21 protein-coding genes and 2 pseudogenes are annotated in these 22,452 nt (G+C 42.7%); all 23 read right to left on the minus strand.

Going from position 1 to position 22,452, the window contains the following annotated elements; genetic code table 11:
• Positions 1–7 precede the first annotated feature (7 nt).
• The gene (locus NFS43_RS13050; protein WP_251552114.1) at positions 8–142 is read right to left on the minus strand and encodes a BA3454 family stress response protein; all 135 of its coding nucleotides are present in this window, start codon (positions 140–142) and stop codon (positions 8–10) included.
• Positions 143–170: 28 nt separating this feature from the next.
• Entirely contained in the window at positions 171–575 is a 405-nt protein-coding gene (spxA, locus tag NFS43_RS13055) for a transcriptional regulator SpxA (protein WP_251552115.1), read from the minus strand.
• An 80-nt stretch (positions 576–655) separates the two neighbouring features.
• The gene (locus NFS43_RS13060) at positions 656–1,054 is read right to left on the minus strand and encodes an IDEAL domain-containing protein (protein ID WP_251552116.1); all 399 of its coding nucleotides are present in this window, start codon (positions 1,052–1,054) and stop codon (positions 656–658) included.
• A 114-nt stretch (positions 1,055–1,168) separates the two neighbouring features.
• Positions 1,169–1,597 carry an RrF2 family transcriptional regulator gene (locus tag NFS43_RS13065; RefSeq protein WP_251552117.1) on the minus strand — a complete coding sequence of 143 codons (429 nt, stop codon included), beginning with the start codon at positions 1,595–1,597 and terminating at the stop codon, positions 1,169–1,171.
• Between the two features lie 58 nt (positions 1,598–1,655).
• Positions 1,656–2,483 carry a globin domain-containing protein gene (locus tag NFS43_RS13070; protein ID WP_338150609.1) on the minus strand — a complete coding sequence of 276 codons (828 nt, stop codon included), beginning with the start codon at positions 2,481–2,483 and terminating at the stop codon, positions 1,656–1,658.
• Positions 2,484–2,623: 140 nt separating this feature from the next.
• A complete protein-coding gene (locus NFS43_RS13075; RefSeq protein ID WP_251552118.1) occupies positions 2,624–3,823 on the minus strand; it encodes a CynX/NimT family MFS transporter in 1,200 nt (399 codons plus the stop codon).
• A 129-nt stretch (positions 3,824–3,952) separates the two neighbouring features.
• Positions 3,953–5,803 carry a CocE/NonD family hydrolase gene (locus NFS43_RS13080; protein WP_251552119.1) on the minus strand — a complete coding sequence of 617 codons (1,851 nt, stop codon included), beginning with the start codon at positions 5,801–5,803 and terminating at the stop codon, positions 3,953–3,955.
• A gap of 204 nt (positions 5,804–6,007) precedes the next feature.
• A complete protein-coding gene (pepV, locus tag NFS43_RS13085) occupies positions 6,008–7,420 on the minus strand; it encodes a dipeptidase PepV (RefSeq protein WP_251552120.1) in 1,413 nt (470 codons plus the stop codon).
• A 28-nt stretch (positions 7,421–7,448) separates the two neighbouring features.
• Positions 7,449–8,429: an ABC transporter ATP-binding protein gene (locus tag NFS43_RS13090; RefSeq protein ID WP_251552121.1), complete on the minus strand. Its 981-nt coding sequence runs from the start codon at positions 8,427–8,429 to the stop codon at positions 7,449–7,451.
• Complete coding sequence (locus NFS43_RS13095) at positions 8,410–9,426, minus strand: ABC transporter ATP-binding protein (protein ID WP_251552122.1); 1,017 nt, start codon at positions 9,424–9,426, stop codon at positions 8,410–8,412. Before NFS43_RS13095 ends, NFS43_RS13090 begins: the two co-directional genes overlap by 20 nt.
• A 42-nt stretch (positions 9,427–9,468) precedes the next feature.
• A complete protein-coding gene (locus NFS43_RS13100; protein ID WP_251552123.1) occupies positions 9,469–10,362 on the minus strand; it encodes an ABC transporter permease in 894 nt (297 codons plus the stop codon).
• A gap of 21 nt (positions 10,363–10,383) precedes the next feature.
• Entirely contained in the window at positions 10,384–11,325 is a 942-nt protein-coding gene (locus tag NFS43_RS13105) for an ABC transporter permease (RefSeq protein WP_251552124.1), read from the minus strand.
• A gap of 80 nt (positions 11,326–11,405) precedes the next feature.
• Positions 11,406–12,980, minus strand: coding sequence for an ABC transporter substrate-binding protein (locus tag NFS43_RS13110; protein ID WP_251552125.1), 1,575 nt, complete (start codon positions 12,978–12,980; stop codon positions 11,406–11,408).
• Positions 12,981–13,042: 62 nt separating this feature from the next.
• A complete protein-coding gene (locus NFS43_RS13115; RefSeq protein ID WP_251552126.1) occupies positions 13,043–14,347 on the minus strand; it encodes an aspartate aminotransferase family protein in 1,305 nt (434 codons plus the stop codon).
• A 294-nt stretch (positions 14,348–14,641) separates the two neighbouring features.
• Complete coding sequence (locus NFS43_RS13120; protein ID WP_251552127.1) at positions 14,642–15,997, minus strand: FAD-binding oxidoreductase; 1,356 nt, start codon at positions 15,995–15,997, stop codon at positions 14,642–14,644.
• An 88-nt stretch (positions 15,998–16,085) separates the two neighbouring features.
• Positions 16,086–17,417 (minus strand): sigma 54-interacting transcriptional regulator, encoded by a 1,332-nt coding sequence (locus tag NFS43_RS13125; RefSeq protein WP_251552128.1) that lies wholly within the window; start codon positions 17,415–17,417, stop codon positions 16,086–16,088.
• A gap of 332 nt (positions 17,418–17,749) precedes the next feature.
• Positions 17,750–18,949, minus strand: coding sequence for an MFS transporter (locus NFS43_RS13130; RefSeq protein WP_251552129.1), 1,200 nt, complete (start codon positions 18,947–18,949; stop codon positions 17,750–17,752).
• 12 nt (positions 18,950–18,961) lie between these two features.
• On the minus strand, positions 18,962–19,381 hold the full coding sequence (locus NFS43_RS13135; RefSeq protein ID WP_251552130.1) for a MarR family winged helix-turn-helix transcriptional regulator: 420 nt from the start codon (positions 19,379–19,381) through the stop codon (positions 18,962–18,964).
• 542 nt (positions 19,382–19,923) lie between these two features.
• A pseudogene (locus NFS43_RS13140) lies at positions 19,924–20,165 on the minus strand (SulP family inorganic anion transporter); the annotation flags it as partial.
• A pseudogene (locus tag NFS43_RS13145) lies at positions 20,164–20,280 on the minus strand (SulP family inorganic anion transporter); the annotation flags it as partial. The pseudogenes NFS43_RS13145 and NFS43_RS13140, both read right to left, overlap by 2 nt.
• 72 nt (positions 20,281–20,352) lie before the next feature.
• Positions 20,353–20,775: an arsenate reductase (thioredoxin) gene (gene arsC, locus NFS43_RS13150; RefSeq protein ID WP_251552132.1), complete on the minus strand. Its 423-nt coding sequence runs from the start codon at positions 20,773–20,775 to the stop codon at positions 20,353–20,355.
• A 27-nt stretch (positions 20,776–20,802) separates the two neighbouring features.
• Positions 20,803–21,858, minus strand: coding sequence for an ACR3 family arsenite efflux transporter (gene arsB / locus NFS43_RS13155; RefSeq protein ID WP_251552133.1), 1,056 nt, complete (start codon positions 21,856–21,858; stop codon positions 20,803–20,805).
• Positions 21,859–21,884: 26 nt separating this feature from the next.
• Positions 21,885–22,232 (minus strand): ArsR/SmtB family transcription factor, encoded by a 348-nt coding sequence (locus tag NFS43_RS13160; RefSeq protein ID WP_251552134.1) that lies wholly within the window; start codon positions 22,230–22,232, stop codon positions 21,885–21,887.
• Positions 22,233–22,452 lie beyond the last annotated feature (220 nt).

Raw genomic sequence — 22,452 nt, forward strand, 5'->3', positions numbered from 1 at the left:
TCCTGTCTTATAGATTCCATTGTCTAATCACTTGTTCTTCTGCCAAACGTTTAATCTCTTCGTCCGTCATTCCTTTATGAACAAGGACATTCGTATTATAATTTCTATCCTTAAACCTGACAGTAACCATAACTTCCATCATCGTTCAGGACCTCCTTTCATCCCTAAACCTAATTCGCCATTTTTTGCAATTCTGTTCTTAAACAAGCTCGGAGCGGGCGCGGCAGGAAACTGCGGATCTCTTCCTCGTTATAGCCCACCTGCAGCCGTTTTTCATCTTGAATAATCGGCCGGCGCAGCATTTTTGGATTTTTTATAATCAACTTATATAATTCATGAAGCGGCAAAGAATCAATATTTTCAATGTTCCCTTTTAGTTCTTGAAACGCCTTGGAATTGGTGGAAATAATCTCATCGGTCCCTTCCTCCGTCATCAGCAAAATCGATTTAATTTCCTGCTCCGTCAGCGGATCGGATAAGATATTTCTTTCTTTAAAATCAATTTGATGTTCTTCCAGCCAAGCCTTTGCTTTCCGGCAAGAAGTACAGCTTGGGGTCGTATACAGGTTAATCATTTTCAACACACTCCCTAAGAACATTTATAATTTCAAATTGCTTTATTACGAAATCGAGATATTCATCAAAAGTTAGAGGATTACCCTCGCTCACTCTCTTTCTCCGATGTCTCTGCTTTATTTTCAGCATTGGGTTTTACTGTTTTGGAAACCGAGTTAGGATGGGTCTTTTTGGTGATGGCCGCTAACTTTTCCGATAATTCGTTGAACCATTGCTGGTCCTTGGTCAACAATGCCACATCAATCAGGCCGCGAAGTTCACCTTCCGCTATGGAATCAGAAACCGGCAGCCGTTCGACCCTGTTCACAACCTCAAGAGACTTTCCAATGTTTTTTTCGTTATCACTGGCGACCACCTTTACTTTAACCGTCCCGTATAATGAGTTAATCACTTCAATAAAACCATGGATGAAAGCACCGTCCCTTGTCTCTCCCTTTACCCAATCGCCGACTTCGAAATTATACTTCTCATTGATCACCGCTTCTCACCTACTTTATTAATTGTTTTTAAAAAATATACAGTTTAGGCCGAACAAATCTTTAGCTATTATTTATATGTTATTAAAAAATATACAGTTTAGTTCCAAATAAAATTATTCGTTTGCTTCACAATGCTTTATTCTTTCAAGAACGCTGCTAATCGTTATTTGATTTAAAAAGGATTGCATATGTCTCTCTGCTTCAGAAAAAATTTCGTCCATGACACTTTGGGTATTAGATGAAATGACACATTCCCGCTCGGGGTCCCCTGTACACCAGTGGGGTTTTAATGAGCCGGTTGAGACGGCCAAATAGATCTGCGATAACGTTGTATGCTCAGGGTCACAGCTTAAAATATATCCTCCACCGATTCCCTCTTTTGTTTTGACCATTCCGTGTTTCTTTAAAGTACTCATGATTTTTCGAATCCTCGCTGGATTGGTGCAGACATTTTCCGCAATCGTTTCGCTATTTGCCATGTGATCAGGCAGGTTGGCTAATAAAACCAGGCTATGGGACGCGATGACAAAATCACTGTTCATTTCACTCATTCCTTCCCTGGGAGTACTACTGTAAATTTAATATATACAGTTCAAAAAGTCAATGGTTAGGTGCCATAAAAAATGGGATCATATCGCCTTCATTAAAAAACTTGTGCAAGTCATTGGATACCACTCCTGGAGGATATCCCTCTCCAACCGGGTCCTCCCTTTTTACGCTGATGCGAAAATAATCCCGGCCTGGCTTGTCCGATAAACTATACTGCCGAAGCTGGATGTATTCTTCCTGAGGTATATCAATTTTCACAGTGATATATTGACCTGGAATAAATCTCGGCAGCGACGCACCGTCCTTTGGTTTCAAATAAAAGGATGTAATCACATCACTTTCCTGCACTTTCCGGTCAACGATAAATTCCTTAAAGCCTGCCCAGCCGCCCGGCTGTGCCTCAGTTGTTTTATACAGTTTGTCTTCCATCTGGATAAACACATCCGAAATCACCTCGTAGGCGTCCGCCCAGGCATCAATGATTTCATCAGTTGCGGCATCTCCTAATGTTTCTTTAATGGCTGCTAGTAGATTTTCCCCGACAATCGGGTAATGTTCCGGCTTTATCTGCAGGCTGCGGTGTTTTTGGCCAATCCGCTCGAGCACAGGCATGATGGTGCTCATATCTTCAATATTGGCTGCGGCACCGTACACAGCGTTTGCTAAAGCCCTCGGCTGGTGCCCGGTCTTTTGGTGGGTCATGTTAAAAATGTTCTTTAATTCTGGATGCTTTTCAAACATTCGCTTGTAAAACCTTGTTGTAATCGCCTCACCATGCTCCTTAACGATTGGCAAGGTAGCTTTGACTATTTCTAGCTTTTTGGGATCCAATTGCTTTACCGTTTTTAAAACATCTTCCCACACATACCTTGATTCCACGATTCTTCCTCCAATACCATAAGAATTAAAATCCTGTTATACTTTTCCCTAAATTGAGAAGTATTATATTGTTAATTCCCTGTTTTAAAAAGAAAAGACCACCTCGTTAAGAAGCAGTCCTGAATATAAAACCTCTGACATTATACATATCGATTGCGCCCTGCCAGCATTCCAAATAGCATCACGATGAATGAGATAAGAATCAGCGTAATAAGCGGAAGAGTCCATGAAGCTGTCATATCAAACAAATAACCGATAAATAACGGACCGACTGCTGCAGGAATATAGCCTGTAGATTGCGCCATCCCGGAAAGTTCAGCTGCCTGCCGGGCATTCCGGGTACGGAGTCCCATAAGGCTTAGAGACAGTGGAAAGATCCCTCCCAGTGCAATCCCAATTAAGATAATGCTAATGATTAAGATTGGATACGAGTTGCCCAATAATAATCCACTATAGCCCAGAACAGCAGACAAACTTAATAGGAAGGAAACCCATACCTGTGAATGAGCGCGCGCAGCAAGAACGGGAATAAAGAAACTGGCTGGCAGCCCTACAAGCTGCATAAACGACAGCAGCCACCCTGCCGCACCCAAACTAATCCCATGACTGTGCAAGATTTCAGGCAGCCATGAAATGGTCACATAGAATAGAAACGACTGAAACCCCATAAAGAAGGCAATTTGCCATGCCAGCGGAGTACGCCACATCCGGTTGGATCCAAAGACAACCCTGTTTTCATTCGTCTTATGGCTTGGACTGGATTTGAGCAGAAAAGCCCACACTACGATGGCTATGACCGCAGGTATTGCCCACACGCTCTGAGCACCCTTCCATCCGAGATGTAACCCCTCTGCCAAAGGCACACTGATTCCAGATGCCAACGATGCAATTAATCCCATGGAAGTGGAATAAACACTGGTCATTAATCCAAACCTTTGTGGGAATTTATCCTTCACAACTGCGGGCAGGAGAACATTTCCTATGGCAATGCCAAGACCGGCTAAAAGTGTACCAGTGAAAAGAAAAAACGTCATTGGTATCGACCGGATGGCAATCCCGATAAAAAGAAATGTTAAACCTATAAGCAATGTCCTCTCGTTCGATAAACGGCTGGCAACTTTTGGGACAAGAGGAGACATGACGGCAAAAACGACTAATGGAAGGCTCATCAATAAACCGGCACTCCAATGAGCCAGCCCCATATCTTTTTGTATCATCCCTACTAACGGTCCCAGCGAAGTAATCGACGGGCGCAGATTAAAGGCAATCAAGATGATGCCCATTATGAGCATATATGTATAGGTAGATTTAGTTTGAGTCTTTGCATTTAATAATTCCATTTCCGCTGCTCCTTTCTAATGCACAAACATTATAAATTATAACATAATGGCGGATTATACTCAGAACCGTGCTTATCAGAGACAATAGAAAAAGAACATGGAAAGATCACTTCCATGTTCTTTTTCTATTTATTCTACCACAGGGAGAACAACCGATGATGGGTGGGCTTTATCGGATAAGATGGTCGCAACACCAACCAGGCCATTCAATAACGATGGCAGCGGCGCCACTGTATGTGGAAAATCACTTGGTCCAATGGCGACCCGCAAACTGTGCCCTTCTTTGATCTCTGCATTGGTTGGGAAAATCTCCACGTTCAATTCCATTACTTCGTTCGGTTGAACGGTTTGCTGTGCTTCTTTTGTGAATGGATGCCACGGCTGGACATTTTCTCCATTTAAGAACCTGCTTTTCGACGAGTCGACTGCCCGGTGCGAAGCTGCAAGCCAGCCTGCCGTTAGTTCTGTAGACGACCCATCAGGCGCCACATCGGTAATTCGGACGGATAACACTAATTCCCTTGCCGTTGTTTTAGCAAAAATATTCGCGGCAATTGGCCCGGAAATCTTAAAGTCTTTTGACATCGGCGGAGTAGTATAGGTCACTTCTGTTAATTCCGTCAGCCGATTATCCTTTGTACACGGAATGACAGCGAGCTGCCCTGCTGTCCATTGGGATGTACTTTGTGAACAGATCCCGTTAACCGGCTGCTGGAGCATAATTTTTGATGCCTCACCCTTTGCAGGAGCTTCCTTTGTTAAAGTCTTATTCCCCCGCAGATAGAACTTTTGCGCATCAGCTTTTGCATGGGGCCAGCCTGGCTGCACTTCGTAGTGTCCATCCCCAAGCACGTATTGTGTTACATCCGGAATCTGCTCGATATGCGTGTTGATATTTTTTAAATACTGGTCAAACCATCTAAGCGCCATTTGATCCAAACTTGGAACGTTATCCACCGGTAAACCGCTTCCAAAATCGCCATGTGTCCAAGGACCCATCAGCAGCTTAGCCGTGACACCTCTAGCTTTCAGTTTTTCGTATAAAAGCGGTTCTCCGCGCTGGAATAAGTCATGCAAACCGCCAGATATGAAGGCCGGCACGTCTACTTGGTCAGCCATATAATACGGTGAACGCATCCAGGCTGCCGGTCCATCATAAGCGAAGTCGCCGCCGCTAAGAGCGGAGGTAATCGCCGATGCCGGAAAATTTGTGACTCCCCCAGTATGGCTAAGCAAAACAGACACAGCGCCAAGCGGATTCTGCCATGTATAGCTTGGCGGCTGCAAACCCATCCCTGCGACAAGACCCATCCATAATGGGATAAAGCCCGTATTGACAAGTCCGCCTGACATCACGATATCGCGGTATTCATCCGCCATTGGGACAATCGGGAAAATTGCCTTTAAGCCTTTCGGATGCTGGGCAGCAGTGAAAAACTGGTTGATGCCCATGTAGGAAGGGCCATACAGTCCTACTTTTCCATTGCTCCACGGCTGGCTTGCGGCCCACTCGACCAATTCCTTGCCATCCTGCTGTTCAGCGAGACCAAATGAATCCCATGTACCTTGAGAGGCTCCTGTACCACGGACATCGACAGCCACATGGACATAGCCGCGTTTAATCAAGTATTCGTTTTTATGAAAGTTCACTGGGGTGTTTTTGTTGTAAGGGGTTTGCGTCAGAATGACAGGAAACGGACCATCGCCGTCTGGTATATGGATGTCCGCATATAGGACGATTCCATCCCGCATGGTAATCTTAACATCCTTCATGGTTGTATAACTAGCATATTGTTCGAAACGGTCATACATCGTGTTGTCCCACTTTTGGGCTGACTGGGTGGTGGTTGATGGAGCCATGAAAGCTGTCTGTGGTACAGATGAAGAATTAGCTGCAGCTGCTTTGGATGCATGTGGAGATAGAATGGTCAGTGACATAAGCAACACGATTAATCCCGTTCGAAGCTTCCTCCTAAACATAGAATTCCTCCTTTTTAATGGTGTACGCAATCGTACTATTGAAATTTTACAAATATTTACAGTTTATTAAAATCCGCACAAATACCTAATTTTGTAGAGCGAAAGTAGTAGGATGAAGCGTAAACCAACCTATTTGGCAGTATATTAGAAAGAGGAATAAAAAAGCCTCCCACCCGTTTAGAAAACTAGTGAAAGACCCTTTTATTATTTTGCTAATTCATATATAGCTTGAGCATAAATCGCTATTGCCCGGTTCATGTTTTCTAAGTCGATGTATTCATCCTTTTGGTGAGCCGTGTCCACTTCGCCAGGGAAAAATGGACCAAACGCTACACCACTTTTCATCGCACGGCCATAGGTGCCGCCGCTAATGGCTAGCAGCTCCGCAGGTTCGCCCGTTTGTTCCTCGTAGACCTTTTGCAGCGTTTTGATTAATTCATGGTCCTTACCGATATGGTGCGGCGGTTTGTTAACAAAATCAGGTGAAATATGATAATCATATAACCCTGCCGCCTCCTGCAGCCGATTCATAACCGCAGCAAAGTCGGTCGTCACAGGATAGCGGATGCTCAGTCCGACTTGGGCATCTCCTTCAGCGACATAGTAGAAAGTGCCAGGGTTTACCGTTAACCTTCCACTAATCTCATCCTCTACAGAAATGCCTAGTTTATCTCCAAAAAATCCGTCTACAAAGTGATTGCATAATAGTGAAATGAATTTCTGTCCTCTTTCATCTAACTCGATCGCTTTAAGGAATCTGGCCATTGCCAAGCCTGCATTTAATCCTTTATCCGGCTCCATTGCATGATGAGAGATCCCTTCTAAGCTTAATAAAACCTTGCCGCTCTCCACGTCAGCCGTTCCTTGGATACGGTGATCCTGTAAAAATGAAGCAAATGCCGCTTCCACAGCCGTTGCATCTTCTCCTCCAGCAAGGACCACCTTCACTTGATCAGGAACCATATTCACACGGTCGCCGCATACAAAGGACTCAAGCTTCCAGCCGGTACACTTTTCACTTATAGTCTTATAGGGTTGGGTAAAATGACAGGATAATATCCCTTTTTCAGTTGAAACGATGGGAAAATAAGCATCAGGGGCAAAACCCATTGCCGGCACGGGCTGCTGTTCAAAATATTTTTGAATCCCCAGCCATTCGCCATTTTCCTCATCTGTTCCGAAAATGAGGCGTATTTTCTTCCTCAATGGAAGACCCAATTCCTTAATGATTTTGACTGCATAGACAGCTGCCATTGTGGGCCCTTTGTCATCATTGGACCCGCGAGCATACAATCTTCCTTCCCGCACTTCCGGCTGAAACGGAGGGGAAGTCCAATCATTTCCGGCCGGGACAACATCAACATGACATAGAATGCCGATAAATTCATCTCCCGTGCCATAATCGGCATGCCCTGCATACCCTTGTTCATTATGGACAGTAAACCCTAACTCTTTACAAAAATCTAAAATATACTCCAGTGCCTCTGCAATCGGGCGTCCAAATGGAGCATTTTCCCCAATAGTGGTTTCATCCAATACACTTGGAATCTTTAAAAATTCAATTGTGCTAGCCAAGTACGCGTCCTTTTGACGTTCGGCTTCTTTTTTCCAATTCATGTTGATCATCTTCTCCCTTTCATCTTTCCTAGTTATACAAATGGCATGCAACCGTATGACGGTCTTGAATCTGTATTTTTTCCGGCACCACTTGCTTACAAACATCCATTGCATACGGACATCTCGTATGGAAGATGCAGCCAGAAGGAGGATTTAAAGGGGACGGGATTTCACCTTTCAATACGATTCTTTCTCGCTTTCTTCCGACTTTTGCAATCGGAACAGCTGAGAGCAAGGATTTTGTATAGGGGTGGACAGGATTTGAAAATAACGTATCCGTATCGGCCTCTTCCATCAGTTTCCCTAAGTACATGACTCCAACCCGGTCCGAAATATGACGGACGACACTCATATCATGAGAAATAAATAAGGAAGACAGTTTAAATTCATCCTGCAGGTCCTGCAATAAGTTTAATATTTGCGATTGGATCGATACATCCAGTCCTGATACTGGCTCGTCTAAAATGAGGATACTAGGGTTGGCCACTAACGCTCTTGCCAAGCCAATCCGCTGTCTCTGCCCGCCAGAAAATTCATGCGGGAATCTGAAATAGTGATCAGGCCGCAGACCAACTTTTCCGAGAATATCCATCACCATTTCTTCCCGTTCGTTCCTGTTCCCAATCGAGTGGATCGTTAATGATTCCTTTATGCTCTCGCCAATCCGGATTCTCGGATTTAATGAAGAAAACGGATCCTGGAACACCATTTGCATGTCTTTTTGAATCTTGCGAAACTCACGCGCCGGCTTTTTTAATATGTCCTCATGGTTGTACAAAACCTTTCCGGCAGAAGGCTCAATTAATCGTAATATCGCTCTCCCGGTTGTACTTTTTCCACAGCCAGACTCCCCGACTAATCCTAACGTTTCACCTTTATTTAGTGTAAAAGAGACGTCATCGACAGCCTTCACTTGTTGATTTTTAAATTCTCTTCTCATTCCTTTTACAGAATAGTATTTTTTTAATCCTTGTACCTCTAAAATCGGTTCAGCTTGTTGGTATGGCATGTTCGACTGCCTCCTTTCTGGCAATGTCTGCATAATGCCAGCATCTTACCTTATGATGTCCTTCATGCAATTGGAGGTCAGGAGCTTTTTCCTTACATAAGTCATTGGCATATTCGCACCGTGTGGCAAATCGGCACCCTTTTGGGATGTCAGTTAACGCTGGTACCGTTCCTCCAATGACATTCAGCTTTTCAGATCGATTCCCTTCTATTTGAGGAATGGATTTCATCAATCCTTTTGTGTAGGGATGCAATGGATTTGTAAACAAGTCTTCGACATTCGCTTCCTCGACCACCTGCCCAAGGTACATGACCACGACGCGTGTACAAATCTCGGCGACAACCCCTAAATCATGGGTGATAAAAACAACTGCCATTCCAAGCTCCTCATTCAGTTCCAAAATGAGATCCAATATTTGTGCTTGAATCGTTACATCTAAAGCTGTTGTTGGTTCATCTGCTATCAAAAGCTTAGGCTTGCATGCCAGCGCCATTGCAATCATTACGCGCTGTCTCATCCCTCCTGAGAGCTGATGGGGATATTCATCAATACGCTTTTCAGGTGAAGGAATTCCCGTCATCCGAAGCAGCTCAATTGCCATTTGATACGCTTCTTGTTTTGTATGTTTTTGATGGATTCTAATCGTTTCTGTTAATTGAAACCCAATGGTAAAAACCGGGTTCAAGGAGCTTAACGGATCCTGAAAAATCATCGAAACTTCATTGCCGCGAATTTTTTCCATATTGGCTTTTGATAGCTTTAGCAAATCTTCCCCTTGCAGCTTGATTTCACCATCATAGCTGGCCGTGTATTTTTCATCAAACAGCCTTAGTATGGATTGAGCGGTTACACTTTTCCCGCATCCAGACTCTCCCACGACTCCGAGGATTTCTCCTTTTTCAACAGAAAATGAAATTCCATCCACTGCAGTGACTCGACCGCGCTCTGTATTAAAATGAGTTTGTAAATTATTAATTTCAAGAAGAGGTTGACCCATACCTATTTCCCCCTATTTTCTTCATGGAATCACTGCCGGCCATTATTTCGAAGTAGATTGCGGGTCAATTAAGTCCCGTAATCCATCCCCAAGCAAATTCAAACCGAGCACGGATAAAATAATAAACGCAGCTGGAAAAACGGTCATCCACCAGCCGGTATAGATCACATCTTTTCCATCGGATAAAATATTGCCCCAGCTTGGGTCAGGAGCAGGTACTCCGGCCCCTAAAAAGCTCAAAGTTGCCTCAACGATTACGGCTTCAGAAAAAACAAATGTCGCTTTGACAAGCAATGGTGAAATCGTATTTGGCGCGATATGCTTCCAAATAATCCTTGCAGCGCTTGCCCCCTGGCTCCGAATGGCCTCTATATAGGTTTCCTCCCTGACAACTAGTGCCCGGGAACGGACAATTCTGGCCACTTCCGGAGAAAATACAATGGTTAAGGCAATTATGACATTTTCAGTTTTTGCACCGAGGACCGCCATTAAGGCAATGGCGAACAAAATGGCTGGAAATGCGAGCAATCCATCACAAATCCGCATCAAAATATTGTCTAAATAACGAAAATAGCTGGCTGTCAACCCAATCGCCAACCCAATAATGGATGACAAAAGAGCAGATGCAAAACCGACCCACATGGATACCTTCGCTCCATAAATAATTCGTGTTAACAAGTCACGGCCAAAGTTATCCGTTCCAAGCAAATGATGGGCGCTGGGTGCTTCCAGACGCTCCTTTACCACCATTTTATAAGGATCATAAGGAGTTAATTTTGGACCAAGAATGGCAAGCAGAAGCAGCAAAACTATAATGATGCTGCCTGTCACCATCCATTTATTTGAAAAAAAACGACGCAGCCAAAGTGCTCGTTCCTGTCTTTTTAGATCATGCTTCACTCTTTTCGGATTCGCATTTACCTCAACAGCATTCATGTCTTATCACCCCTTATGTTCCTAATATCCTACTCGAGGATCGATGAGCATATATAGCAAATCAATCACTAAGTTGATCAATACATAAAAGAATGCCACCATTAAAATCACACCTTGGATCACAGCATAGTCCCTGCTTTGGATCGAATTTAAGACTAATTGGCCGATTCCAGGAATATTAAAAATGGTTTCAATAACGACCGCTCCCGCTAACAAGAGTCCAAATGTCTGGCCAACCACTGTTATGATTGGAAGCAAGGCATTCCGTAACGCATGAACATAAATAATTGAACGTTCCTTTACACCTTTCGAACGGGCCGTTTTAATAAAATCGGCATTTAGTACCTCCAGCATCGAGGATCTAGTCATACGTGCAATCAGAGCAGATTGAATAATTCCAAGGGCAAGTCCCGGCATGAGCAAGTACTGCAGATAATTCCAAAAGCCGCTGCTCAGGGGCTGATACCCCGCTACAGGGAGCCAGCCGAGCTTCACACCCAATACAAGCATGAGGATTAAACCAAATATAAAACTGGGGATCGCCATTCCTGTTAATGTAAAGCCCATCACGAATTGGTCCATCAAGGACCCCCGGTGCTTAGCTGCTAAAATGCCAACCGGCAGCGCAATGATAATGGCAATGATTTCTGCAAAAACAGCAATGGAAAGGGTGGGACCTAAATGTTCAACAATCGCAGTTGCGACTGGCATATGCATAAAATAGGAATCTCCTAAATTCCCCTGAACCACACCCAGCAGCCAATGAAAATATTGAATATATAACGGATCATTAAATCCCATTTGTTCACGTAATGCTTCGATTTGCTCTGCTGACGCTTCTTGCCCCAGCATAACGGAAACAGGATCACCTGGTGTTAGATAGATAAGCAGAAAGGCGACAATCGAGACCACGAATAAAACGGGAACAAGAGATAAAATACGTTTTAATATGTAAAAATACATGCTCTTCCCCCTCTACACTTAACTTTCATTGCAACTATATAACACCCTCCCGTGCAAATGCATCGGGAGGGCAGCATCAATTATTGAACGGATGTATTCCAAACCACTGGACCTTGGAAGATCTCAAAGCCTTTTACGTTACTTCTTGCAGCTGCAACGAGGCTATATGTTCCAAATGTAGTGACTGGAACATATTCGTTTGAAGCATACTCTTGCAATTCTGCCCATAGAGGCTGTGCTTCAGCAGTTGAAGGAGCGGCGTTGATTTTCGCTAATAAATCAGCAATCTTGGCGTCATCTGTCCAGCCATGGTCATTTGGATTTAAGTATAAAATTTGTGCCGGCGTTGTAACCGTTGAGTAACCTGTCACTAAAATATCCCATGCCGCCGGGTCCTTGCGCTTCTCTAGCAATGTCGGCCAATCAAATGTTTCCAGCTTCACATTTACACCGAGCTCGCGTAATTGCCCTTCCAGCACAACTGCAGAATCATAGTGTTCACTGTAATCGCTTGTTGCAATGAGTTTAATTTCCTCGCCATTATAGCCCGCTTCTTTTAATAATTCTTTTGCCTTTTTTGTATCTGCTTGGTTATAAGATTCAAGTCCTTTTTTGGTATACCAATCTTTTTGGTCCTTGCTCATATACCCATGATCTAAGTTAAATAATTCTTCATGTGAAAAGGTTGCTAACATAATATCTTCTGTATTAATAGCAGCATTGATGGCCTGTCTCATTTTTTGATTAGTGAATAAGCCGCTTTTCTTGTTATAAACCGCCATCAAATTGCCATACTGGTCTGGGTAGGTCTGAATATTTTTATCTTTTTTCACCGTGTCATATTGCTCAAAATAAACATCGGTATTGATATCGTACTCACCCGTTTGGATAGCTGATAAACGAGTGGCCGCGTCTTTTACAATGTAGAAATACACGTCATCAACAAGTGCTTCTCTTTTACCTGCCAATCCGTCAGCCTTTCCATCTACTGGTTGATAGTCGTCATTTTTTGTTAAATGAATATATTGATTTTGTTTGACCTCTTCCACCTTAAATGGACCAGTGCCAATAAATTCTGTCACGCCTTCAGGAGTTGCTTTTTCAACGATTTCCTTAGGCATAATGGCTGGGAACTGCTTGGTGGATGCTAAAATATTTAATAAGCCTGAAGATGGCTGTTGGAGCTGCAATGTAACGGTGTAATCATCTTTCGCTTCAAATACCGCGTCACCAAGAACATCCTTAGCCACGACAGACGCTTCTTTCCAGCGGTTCATGGAAGCCACTACATCTTCTGATGTCATTTCCTTGCCATTGTGGAATTTAACGCCCTGTCTTAAAACAAAAGTATAGGTTTTTCCATCCTCACTAATATCTACTGATTTTGCCAGCATGGGCGTTGGCTGAAAGTTTGAGTTTGGTGTTACTAACGTTTCAAAAATATTTCTTGCCACTGTTGCTGAGTCAACGGAGTTTGTTGCCACTGTATCAAGCGTTGGCGGCTGTGCAGACAATGTCAGCTTTAACTCACTTTTCCCTTTAGTGCCCTCTTTGGACCCCTCTGAACTTCCAGCTGTTTCACCTTTACTGCAGGCAGAAACCGCAAAAAGCAAAACGAACATAATAAGCATCAAAAACTTATTTTTTAACTTCACGTAAAATCCCCCTTTATGTATTCCATGTCATTTATTTTTGGCAAAGCTGCCGTATTCCTGTGTTATACCGTTTCTAGTACCTCTTCCAGCACATCAAGCCCGTGGTCAATTTGTTCCTTTGTAATAGTTAACGGCGGAATCATGCGAATGACCTCACCTGAGTTACCGCATAAGTAGAATAGAACTCCTTTTTCAAGGCATTTATTTAGCACTTCCATCACCTTGGCACCGCTTGGTTTACCCGTTTCAACATCTTGAAGGGCAATTCCTATCATTAAGCCAATACCTCGGACATCTGCAATAACGGGAAACTTCTGTTTCAATTCGTTTAGCCGTTGAAGTGCGTATGCCCCCATATCCTGTGTATTCTCCAACAATTTTTCCTCTTGAATGACAGCCAGTGAAGCTCTTGCCGCTGCACAAGCAATTGGGTTCCCTCCGAATGTGGTTCCATGAGAGCCTAATGGCCACTGCGACATCAGTTCCTTTGAGGCAACGGTTGCACTTAATGGAAGCCCTGCTGCAATTCCTTTTGCAATCGCCATAATATCAGGCTTTACATCAAATGTTTGCGCGGCAAACCAGTTTCCAGTTCGGCCAAACCCCGTTTGTACCTCATCGAAAATAAGCAGAATGCCATGGCGGTCACAAATTTCCCTAACCTTTTTCAGCCATGCCTTTGGAGGAATGATATATCCTCCTTCACCTAGAATCGGTTCCACAATCATGCAGGCAACCTCCTCAGGATCTACCTGATGCTTAAATAAGGTAGCGGCGTCCCTTTCGAGCTTCTCTGGAAAAAACACTTCCGGATCCGCCCCGTCAGGCAAATAGTCTGGATGGGCATATGGCAATTGATAGGTAAGCCAGGATGGCTGCTGGTATTTTCGATACTTGCTTTTAGAAGTAGAAACACTCAATGAACCGATGGAACGGCCGTGAAAACACCCAGTGAACGAAACAACATATTGCCGTTTTGTCACATATTTAGCTAATTTCATTGCCCCTTCGATGGCCTCCGTGCCGCTGTTAGCAAAGAAGAAATTATCAAGCTTTGGCGGCAGTATTGTTTGCAGCTCTTGGGCCAATTTTAAAATAGATTCATAGATAATAACTCCCGAAGGGCCATGGACCAAATGGTCTACACTGTCTTTAATGGCCTGTACGACTTTCGGATGTCTGTGACCGACATTTTCAACCGCAATTCCTGATGTAAAATCAAGATATTGAACCCCGTCAGCTCCGTAATAATAGCAACCTTCTGCTTTCACAACCGGCAAATTGGGATGATCCTTCGCCATACTTGGAGCAAGAAAATTCCCAATCGAATCTACCAACTCCACCCAATCTGGTTCTAGCTTTTCCATTTTTGAAGACCCCTTTGATGAAACATCATGATTTTGTTATAGCTAGCAAATTTATTGAAAAATAAAAACTACAAGACTATTCATAATTGAATAATTATACAAAATTGTATAGCCATTATACGACAAAAAGAATAAATTAACAACACTAATTTTAAATTTTCTGTGATTTATTTTTATTCATCTTTAAAAATGAATATAAAAAGGAGTCCGTTATACAACGGTCTCCAATGAAATATCAGGGTATTTTTATGTAAATAGAGTGGTTCAATCGTTTTCTGCCTATGTTCTTCTTGGTTATGAGAAGATCTTTCCCGGGTTTAAGATTCCCATCGGATCCAATAGTTGTTTCATATTTTTCATGACAGTAAAGGCGGTACCATGCTCTGCTTCTTGAAATTTTATTTTTCCAAGACCTACACCGTGCTCCCCCGTACAAGTGCCCCCTTCTGCAATGGCACGCAATGCCAATGAATCATTTATTCGTTCCGCCTTCTCGCGTTCCCCTTCAGCTTTCGGATCAAATACAATTAACGTGTGAAAATTGCCATCTCCAACATGGCCCCAAACTCCCCCTTTTAACCCGCTTTCGTCTATAAGCTTACGGGCATATTCCAAAAGCTTTGGCAGCTTTGATATGGGAACACAAACGTCTGCACCCACTTCGTCAACCCCGCTTTGATGCATAAATGCATATGATAATTCATGTCTAGCCTTCCAAATCTCCCTTTGCTTAGCAGGATTACTTGCTGCCTGCCAATTTTCCGCCCCAAGATCTTTCATTATTTCTTCCGTTAATACGACTTCCTCCTCAACCGCACTTTTCGCACCTGCGAATTCGATAAACAATGAATGATTTATTGGAAAATCAAAATGATTAACGCGATTGATTTCACGAATGCTTGCAGCATCAATGAGTTCCATTCGCATAACAGGAATCCCGCTATGCAGCATGTGGTAGGCAGCTTGTCCACAAAGCTCGAGCGAATCGAATGTACAAGCCGCCATCATCGAATACTCAGGAATCCCATGGAGTCGCAGTGTGATTTCCGTCATAATCCCCAGAGTCCCTTCTGATCCTGCAAATAGTCCTGTTAAATGATAACCAGAAGATGACTTTTTTGCTCTTGTACCCGTATGTATCACAGTCCCGTCCACTAAAACGACCTCTAAATCCAGCAGCTGGTCTCTCATTGCCCCGTAGCGGACGGCAGTGGTTCCGCTGGCATTTGTTGCGGCCATCCCGCCAATCGTTGCATCAGCCCCAGGGTCAATTGGAAACATAAGCCCATGGGGATTCACAATTTTGTTCAGCTGCATCCGGGTCATTCCAGGCTGTACAGTAATCAGCAAATCTTCAGGTGAAAAGTCCAGTACCTTATTCATGTTTTCGAAATTTAAGGAAATGCCTTTTTCCACTGGGATGGCTTGACCTTCCAAGCCCGATCCAGCCCCAAATGCAGTAACGGGCACATGATATTTTCTGGCAATCTCTAAAATTGTTTCAACATCCTCTGGACACTCAGGGAAACAGACTACATCTGGTTCTACCGGAGCATGTGGTGATTCGTCATGACTATGACGATACAATTGTGTTTCATTCTGACTGACCTTCTCCCTTCCTAGTTTTGCAATGAGCTGCTGAATATACATATTAGTACCACCTTACCATTATGTTAGTTCAAGCTGGAATTCCTCGTACTCTGCAGAGCAGAGACTTTAAGAAGCCCTGCTTTAGAATTTAGTTATTAAAATACTTCTTCATTTTCCGAACAATGGAAGGCTGGCTGACCCCCAGAGCTTTTGCCATTTCTGTTGTCGTTTTGTATTGCTTTTGCGCGCTGCGGAGGACTCGTTTTTCAACTTGATCTAGGATGATTTGAAGCGTCCGTCCCTCAATTTCAAGTCCTTCTATTTGGGAAGGCTCCTTTTGGTACTCGATTGGCAGGTCATCCTTTGTAAGGATAGATCCTTCGCTTTGGACAACAAGCCTCTCGATCACATTTTTCACCTCCAAATGGTTGCCGCTCCATTCCATATGCATCAATTCATGAAATAAATCGTTCGATAATTCTTTTTGTACATGATACTTATCGCAAAATTTTCTAAAGTACTGATGAATGACCTCCGTTAAATCCTCCATCCGCTCACGCAAGGGCTTGATATGTATTGGGACGACATGAATGAGGTAAAACAAATCCTCTCTCAACTGCTTCCTGCCCATTAATTCTTCCAAGGATTTTTCCGTTGAGCTAATGATGCGAAACCTCTCCTTTTGTTGTCTGAGGGCTTTTACTAAGATGGTTTGGGACGCTAATGATAATTCATCTATTCCTTGCAAATACAGGGTTCCATTTTGAGCCATTTGGAGATAACCAATCCTTTTCGCGGGATCTGATTTGGAGCCTCCCAGCAGTTCATATTCAAAAATCGCCTCGGGTATCGTTCCACAATTCACCTCGATAAATGGACCGTCAGACCATCGGCTTTGTTTATGGATCAATTTTGCGAGCAAGGATTTACCGACTCCATTTTCCCCATGCAGGACTACCGATACTTGGAGAGGGGAGACCTTAGCGATGGTCCTTAATACTTGTTTCATATGTTTGCTTTCAGCAATAATACCGTTCACACTTAAGGTTTTCTCCCGCAATAGTTCAAGCTCTTCCTTTACCTTGGTCATCTCACCTTCAAGTTCATTTAAGTATTCTTGTATGACAAGCAGTTCCGATACTTCGTAGGAATAACTTAAAACGTACTCTACTTCATTGTGTTCGTTGAATAACGGAATCCCTGTAACAAGGATTTTCCGCTTATCCAAAGTGGTCTGAATGACGACAATCTTCTTTTTTTGCCGTAACACTTGAGGAGTGATGGCAGGAGAAAAGATGCCTCTCGTTTCCAAATCATAAACAGACTGCCCCAGCAAATCCCTTGAGGATATCCCATATTGCCTCCCGCTAATATGGGTAACTTTGATGATTTTCCCCTCTCTATTCGTAACAATAATATCCTCGTCATATGAATCTATGATTTCCTCCTCAGCATTTGGAAGGAGATATAAACCATCCATAACACCCCTCCTTATAAGGTTTTCTTTAGATTTTTAGACTGTCCTCCAGCATCATACCATTCCAGTTTATTAATAATTATTAACTTAATTAAATAATTATTTATTTTTGTATATTAAGTTTACAGCCGATTTTCCGAATATTCAAGTTTATTCATATCTTCAGAAAGAAACAAGATAACAATTACCCCAAGCTGTCTGAGACCCAAATAGAAAGAAAAGGTCTCCCGCCAATTTTATAAACTGATGGAAGACCTCTTAAAGCACTAATTACATGCTGCTTATTCATTTTTAAATATTTTATAGGGTTTTATTCATTTAGATGCCTTGTCAAATCAGGCAGCATCCATTTTGAATTCAGTACCAGCTTCTCTTTTTCCATGCATGAAGTAATAAAGTGCCGTGCTGGCTAAAACGACAATGGCCATGATAAGGTATAGCTGGCGATAACCGGTTAATGGGATGATGAATCCTAAAACATAGGGACCGAAACCCAGACCAGCATCTAGAGCAATAAAGAACGTAGAGGTCGCCAATCCCATTCGCTCACGCGGCGTCACCTTTACGGCAATCGCCTGTGTGCAGGATTGCATATTTCCAAATCCAAATCCAATCAAGACACCGGCAATTAATAAGCTTATGCCATGACTGGCTGAGCTTAATAAGAATAACCCTGCTGCAAATAGTACAAAAGCGGGATACATCACATAGCTGGCGCCTTTTATGTCCATTAATCTTCCCGTAAATGGACGTGATACCAAGATTGCCACTGCATATACAATAAAGAAGAAGCTTGCCACATTTACAAGGTCAATTTCTATTGCATAAAAATTAATAAAAGACAAGACACTAGAGTAACCCAAGCCAACAATTAAGGTAACCAATGCAATCGGCAGCGCTTTTGGCTCAATAAAGCCAGAAAGCTTGAATCCTTTTGGCTCCGCCGCTTTAGCAGCTGGTTTCATTTCCGGCACTTTCATAAAAAGAGCAATGATGAAACTGATTACTCCCAAAGCTAAACAAAAGCTAAATATGGCTGCGTAGCTGGCATGCTGACTCATGTATATGCCGATGAAAGGGCCGATGGCGGTGGCCAATGTGGTACTCATGCTGTAGTAGCCAATCCCCTCACCTTTCCGTACAGCCGGGATAATTAATGCAACGATGGTGCCTGTAGCGGTACTAGCTACCCCTAAAGCTAAACCATGCACAAATCGAGTAAACAGCAAAAAGTTCGTCCCTAAATCGATGAAGTATAAGCCTGATGCCAAAATGCAAAAGATAAGGCCGAAAAACATAGTTTTTCTGGTGCTGACCGATTCGATGATACGGCCGATGACGAGACGGCCAATTAAAGTCCCAATTATGAAAATCCCGGTCGCGAGACCCGCTTGGCTTTCACTGGCATGATAGTGATTGACGGCATAAACCGAGATGGTCACCAATAATAAATAAAAGATTAAGTATAAGAAAAAGTTTGCAGCCGAAATGATGATAAAATCCTTCGTCCACAATTTAGGTCTTGCTTGTTCCAACTTCTCCATCTCCTATTGAATAATATTTTTCCTTATTTCATCCATCACGCGGATGGCGGTTAGCTGATCTTCTTCTGAAATTCCCCTTAATATATTTTCTTCGTATTCATCAACTGTCATTCGGACCTTTTGATATAACTGTTTACCAGACTTGGTCAGCTGCATTTGCTTTTTGCGTTTATCCTTTTCAGGGACCTGTTCGACATAGCCCAATTCTTCTAATTGGCTCACGGTCCTAGTAATTGTTGGTTTCTCAACCCCCTGGTAATTTGAAAGCTCCACCAGTGTTGCCGAACCGAAGTTTTCCAAATAATAAATGATGGTCCATTGTGCCCTGTGCAAATCATGCCGGCTCAGTTCTACATTTAACATCTTTTCGAAAGGGCGATACAGCATTAAAAGTTGATGAAAGAATTTTTGCGAATTCTTCATTTGTGGTCACCGCCTAAAAATAGTTATCAATGGTAACAGTTATCAAAGGTAACTTTATTAAGTTACCAGAATCCCTTACATGTGTCAATATCGTGAATATGGATAAAAAATAGTTGGAATCCATTTTGAATGCCACGATGGAGCCTCTTTAGCCTCAAAAAATGAATAGACGTTTTTAATGATAGGCTCTGTTAGGATTCATTGTTGTTTTTCGTGTAGGTATGGTATGAGTATGAATAAGCGGAGAATTTCCCGCTATTGTAGATTGCGGGCCCTTAGGAAGCCGATATAAGAGGAGAAATTCCACTTAACGGCTCTAAATATGCCAAAATTCATTGATTTGGATACAATAAAGGGAAAAAATACTCTTATTTTTAAGGAAATACCCATATTTCCCAATTTAAGCGGAATTTTTCCGTTTATTTTTCAAGCACAGTAAATCAACGTTCAGTTATAATAGAGACTAATGATAAAAAAACACTCCCCTTTAAAGGAAGTGGTGTTGGCTATTTAATGATTAGCAGCTTTCTCGAGCCCGCCTGGCTTGTTATGATTACAATCGTATCTGTAACAGGGACCTTTTTAAATGATTTTAGGCTGGACCAATCAAATGTGCCAATTGAAACCATAAACATGACACGGACTAATGCAGCCATTGGAATTTGCACGAGTATCCCTTGCAAGGAGACAATCAGCGTTAATAAAAAGGCGCCAGCAACAAATGTTGATAGCCGTCCTTACCGCCAGATTTAACATTGATGACGGATTGGCCAATCATCGCACAGCAACGAAATGGTAACAGCAATACAAAACGAAGCATATAACCCTATCATCGGATCGACACCCGCAATTAGTGAAAAGGCAATCGCTTCTGGAATTAAAGCAAGCGCCACCACAATCCCTGATAATAGTAGGGCAACAGAATAAAAATGAGCAGTTAATCATTCATTAGCTAACTACTCTCAATTTTCTTACTCGCCAGTTTCCGCAAAGCATTTAATCCGGCCGCCGATTTCATCACGGACACGTTGGAAGAATGCCCATTTTTCTTCGTCCGTTCCTTGTGCTTTTGCCGGGTCGTCAAATCCCCAGTGAACACGTTTTACAGCTGGCGGTGTAACCGGGCATTTATCTGCTGCATCTCCACAGAGAGTTACCACTAAATCAGCACTGTTTAAATAGTCTATGTCGATAAGGTCCGATGTTTGGCTGGAAATATCAATTCCTGCTTCCTTCATCGCTTTTACCGCATTCGGGTTCAATCCATGCGTTTCGATGCCGGCGCTGCGGACTTCCCATTCATCACCTAAATACTTTTTTGCCCAGCCTTCGGCCATTTGGCTGCGGCAAGAGTTTCCTGTACATAAGAAGTAAATTTTCTTTTTATTTTCCATGTTGAATTCCACCTTTAAGATTAGATTTTAAGCTGCCTGTTCTTTAAAATATTTTCGTTTCAACCACAATGCCACGTTTACTAATGCAATCATGACCGGCACTTCTACAAGCGGTCCAATGACGGCCGCAAAAGCCGCACCTGAATGGATGCCAAAGACACCCACCGCCACCGCAATCGCCAATTCAAAGTTATTGCTTCCTGCAGTAAAAGCCAGGGTGGTCGTTACTGGATAGTTTGCTCCAATCCTTCTGCCAAGGAAGAAAGAAACAAAGAACATTAAAATAAAATATATTAACAAAGGAATGGCTACTCGAATAACGTCTAGCGGCAAGCTGACTATGGTATCTCCTTTTAAAGAGAACATGATAATAATCGTAAAAAGCAGGGCCACTAATGTAATCGGGCTGATCTTAGGGATAAACACTTTCTCATACCACTGTCTGCCCTTGGCCATCACCATTGTAAAGCGTGTGATCATTCCAGCGATAAACGGGATTCCTAGATAGATGAAAACGGATTTTGCCACTTCCAGCATGGTAATGTTGACGACGGCCCCTTGGATTCCGATCCATTTAGGAATGACGGTCACAAACACATACGCATAAACGGAGAAGAAAAGCATTTGGAAAATCGAGTTAAATGCCACTAAACCCGCTGCATATTCGGTATCCCCTTTAGCCAGGTCATTCCATACAATAACCATGGCAATGCACCGGGCTAAGCCGATCATGATCAAACCCACCATATATTCCGGCTTATCAGGCAAGAAGATAATGGCTAATAAAAACATAAGAATGGGGCCAATGATCCAGTTTTGCACTAGTGATAAGGCAAGGACTTTTACGTCTTTAAAGACTCGCCCAATTTCTTCATATCGAACTTTGGCCAACGGTGGATACATCATTAAAATTAATCCTATAGCAAGCGGAATTGATGTGGTTCCAACCTGCAGACTGTTCATTCCTTTGACGAATCCAGGAATAAAGAAACCGAGCCCAATACCAATTGCCATGGCAAGAAAAATCCAAAGCGTTAAATATCGGTCCAGGAACGATAAGCGTTTCTTATTTGCAGTACTCATTATTCTCACTCCCATTTCCAATCAAGCTAACAACCGCACCGAAGCGCAGGGTTACTTTTTTCAATCAATTTTATCTTCTCAATCTGCTCTGGTATATGATCCAGAATATCTTCCAAAAGTCCATAAAGCTCACTTTGCTGATTTAGTGAATAGTAAATCCATTGGCCTCTTCGTTCTTCCTTTACCATCCCTGCATCTTTTAATTTACGAAGATGCTGGCTTATCGATGGCTGGCTCATCTCAAAAATCTCTTGAAATTCACAAACACAACATTCCCGTAGCTTTAACATAGCGATCATGGTCAAGCGGGTTTTATCGCCTAGTAGCTTTAAAACATTGGCAGCACGCTCTACTTCAACTAGTGATTTTTGCATGGCTTACATCTCCTATTTCCTTTTATAATTAAATAATTATTTACTTATATATTAGAAGAAAAAACAATGGATATCAATGATTTAACTGTAAAGTTACTGTAAAGAAAAAGACTGATAACCGATGCTATCAATCCATTTCATACGGTCCTAATAGATTTGAAAGACCCCAACTGCCTAAGGCAGTTGGGGTCTTTCAGCTTTCTTTTTGGTTTTACAACAC

This window comes from Neobacillus muris (assembly GCF_943193175.1).
Taxonomy (GTDB): Bacteria; Bacillota; Bacilli; order Bacillales; family Cytobacillaceae; genus Neobacillus; species Neobacillus muris.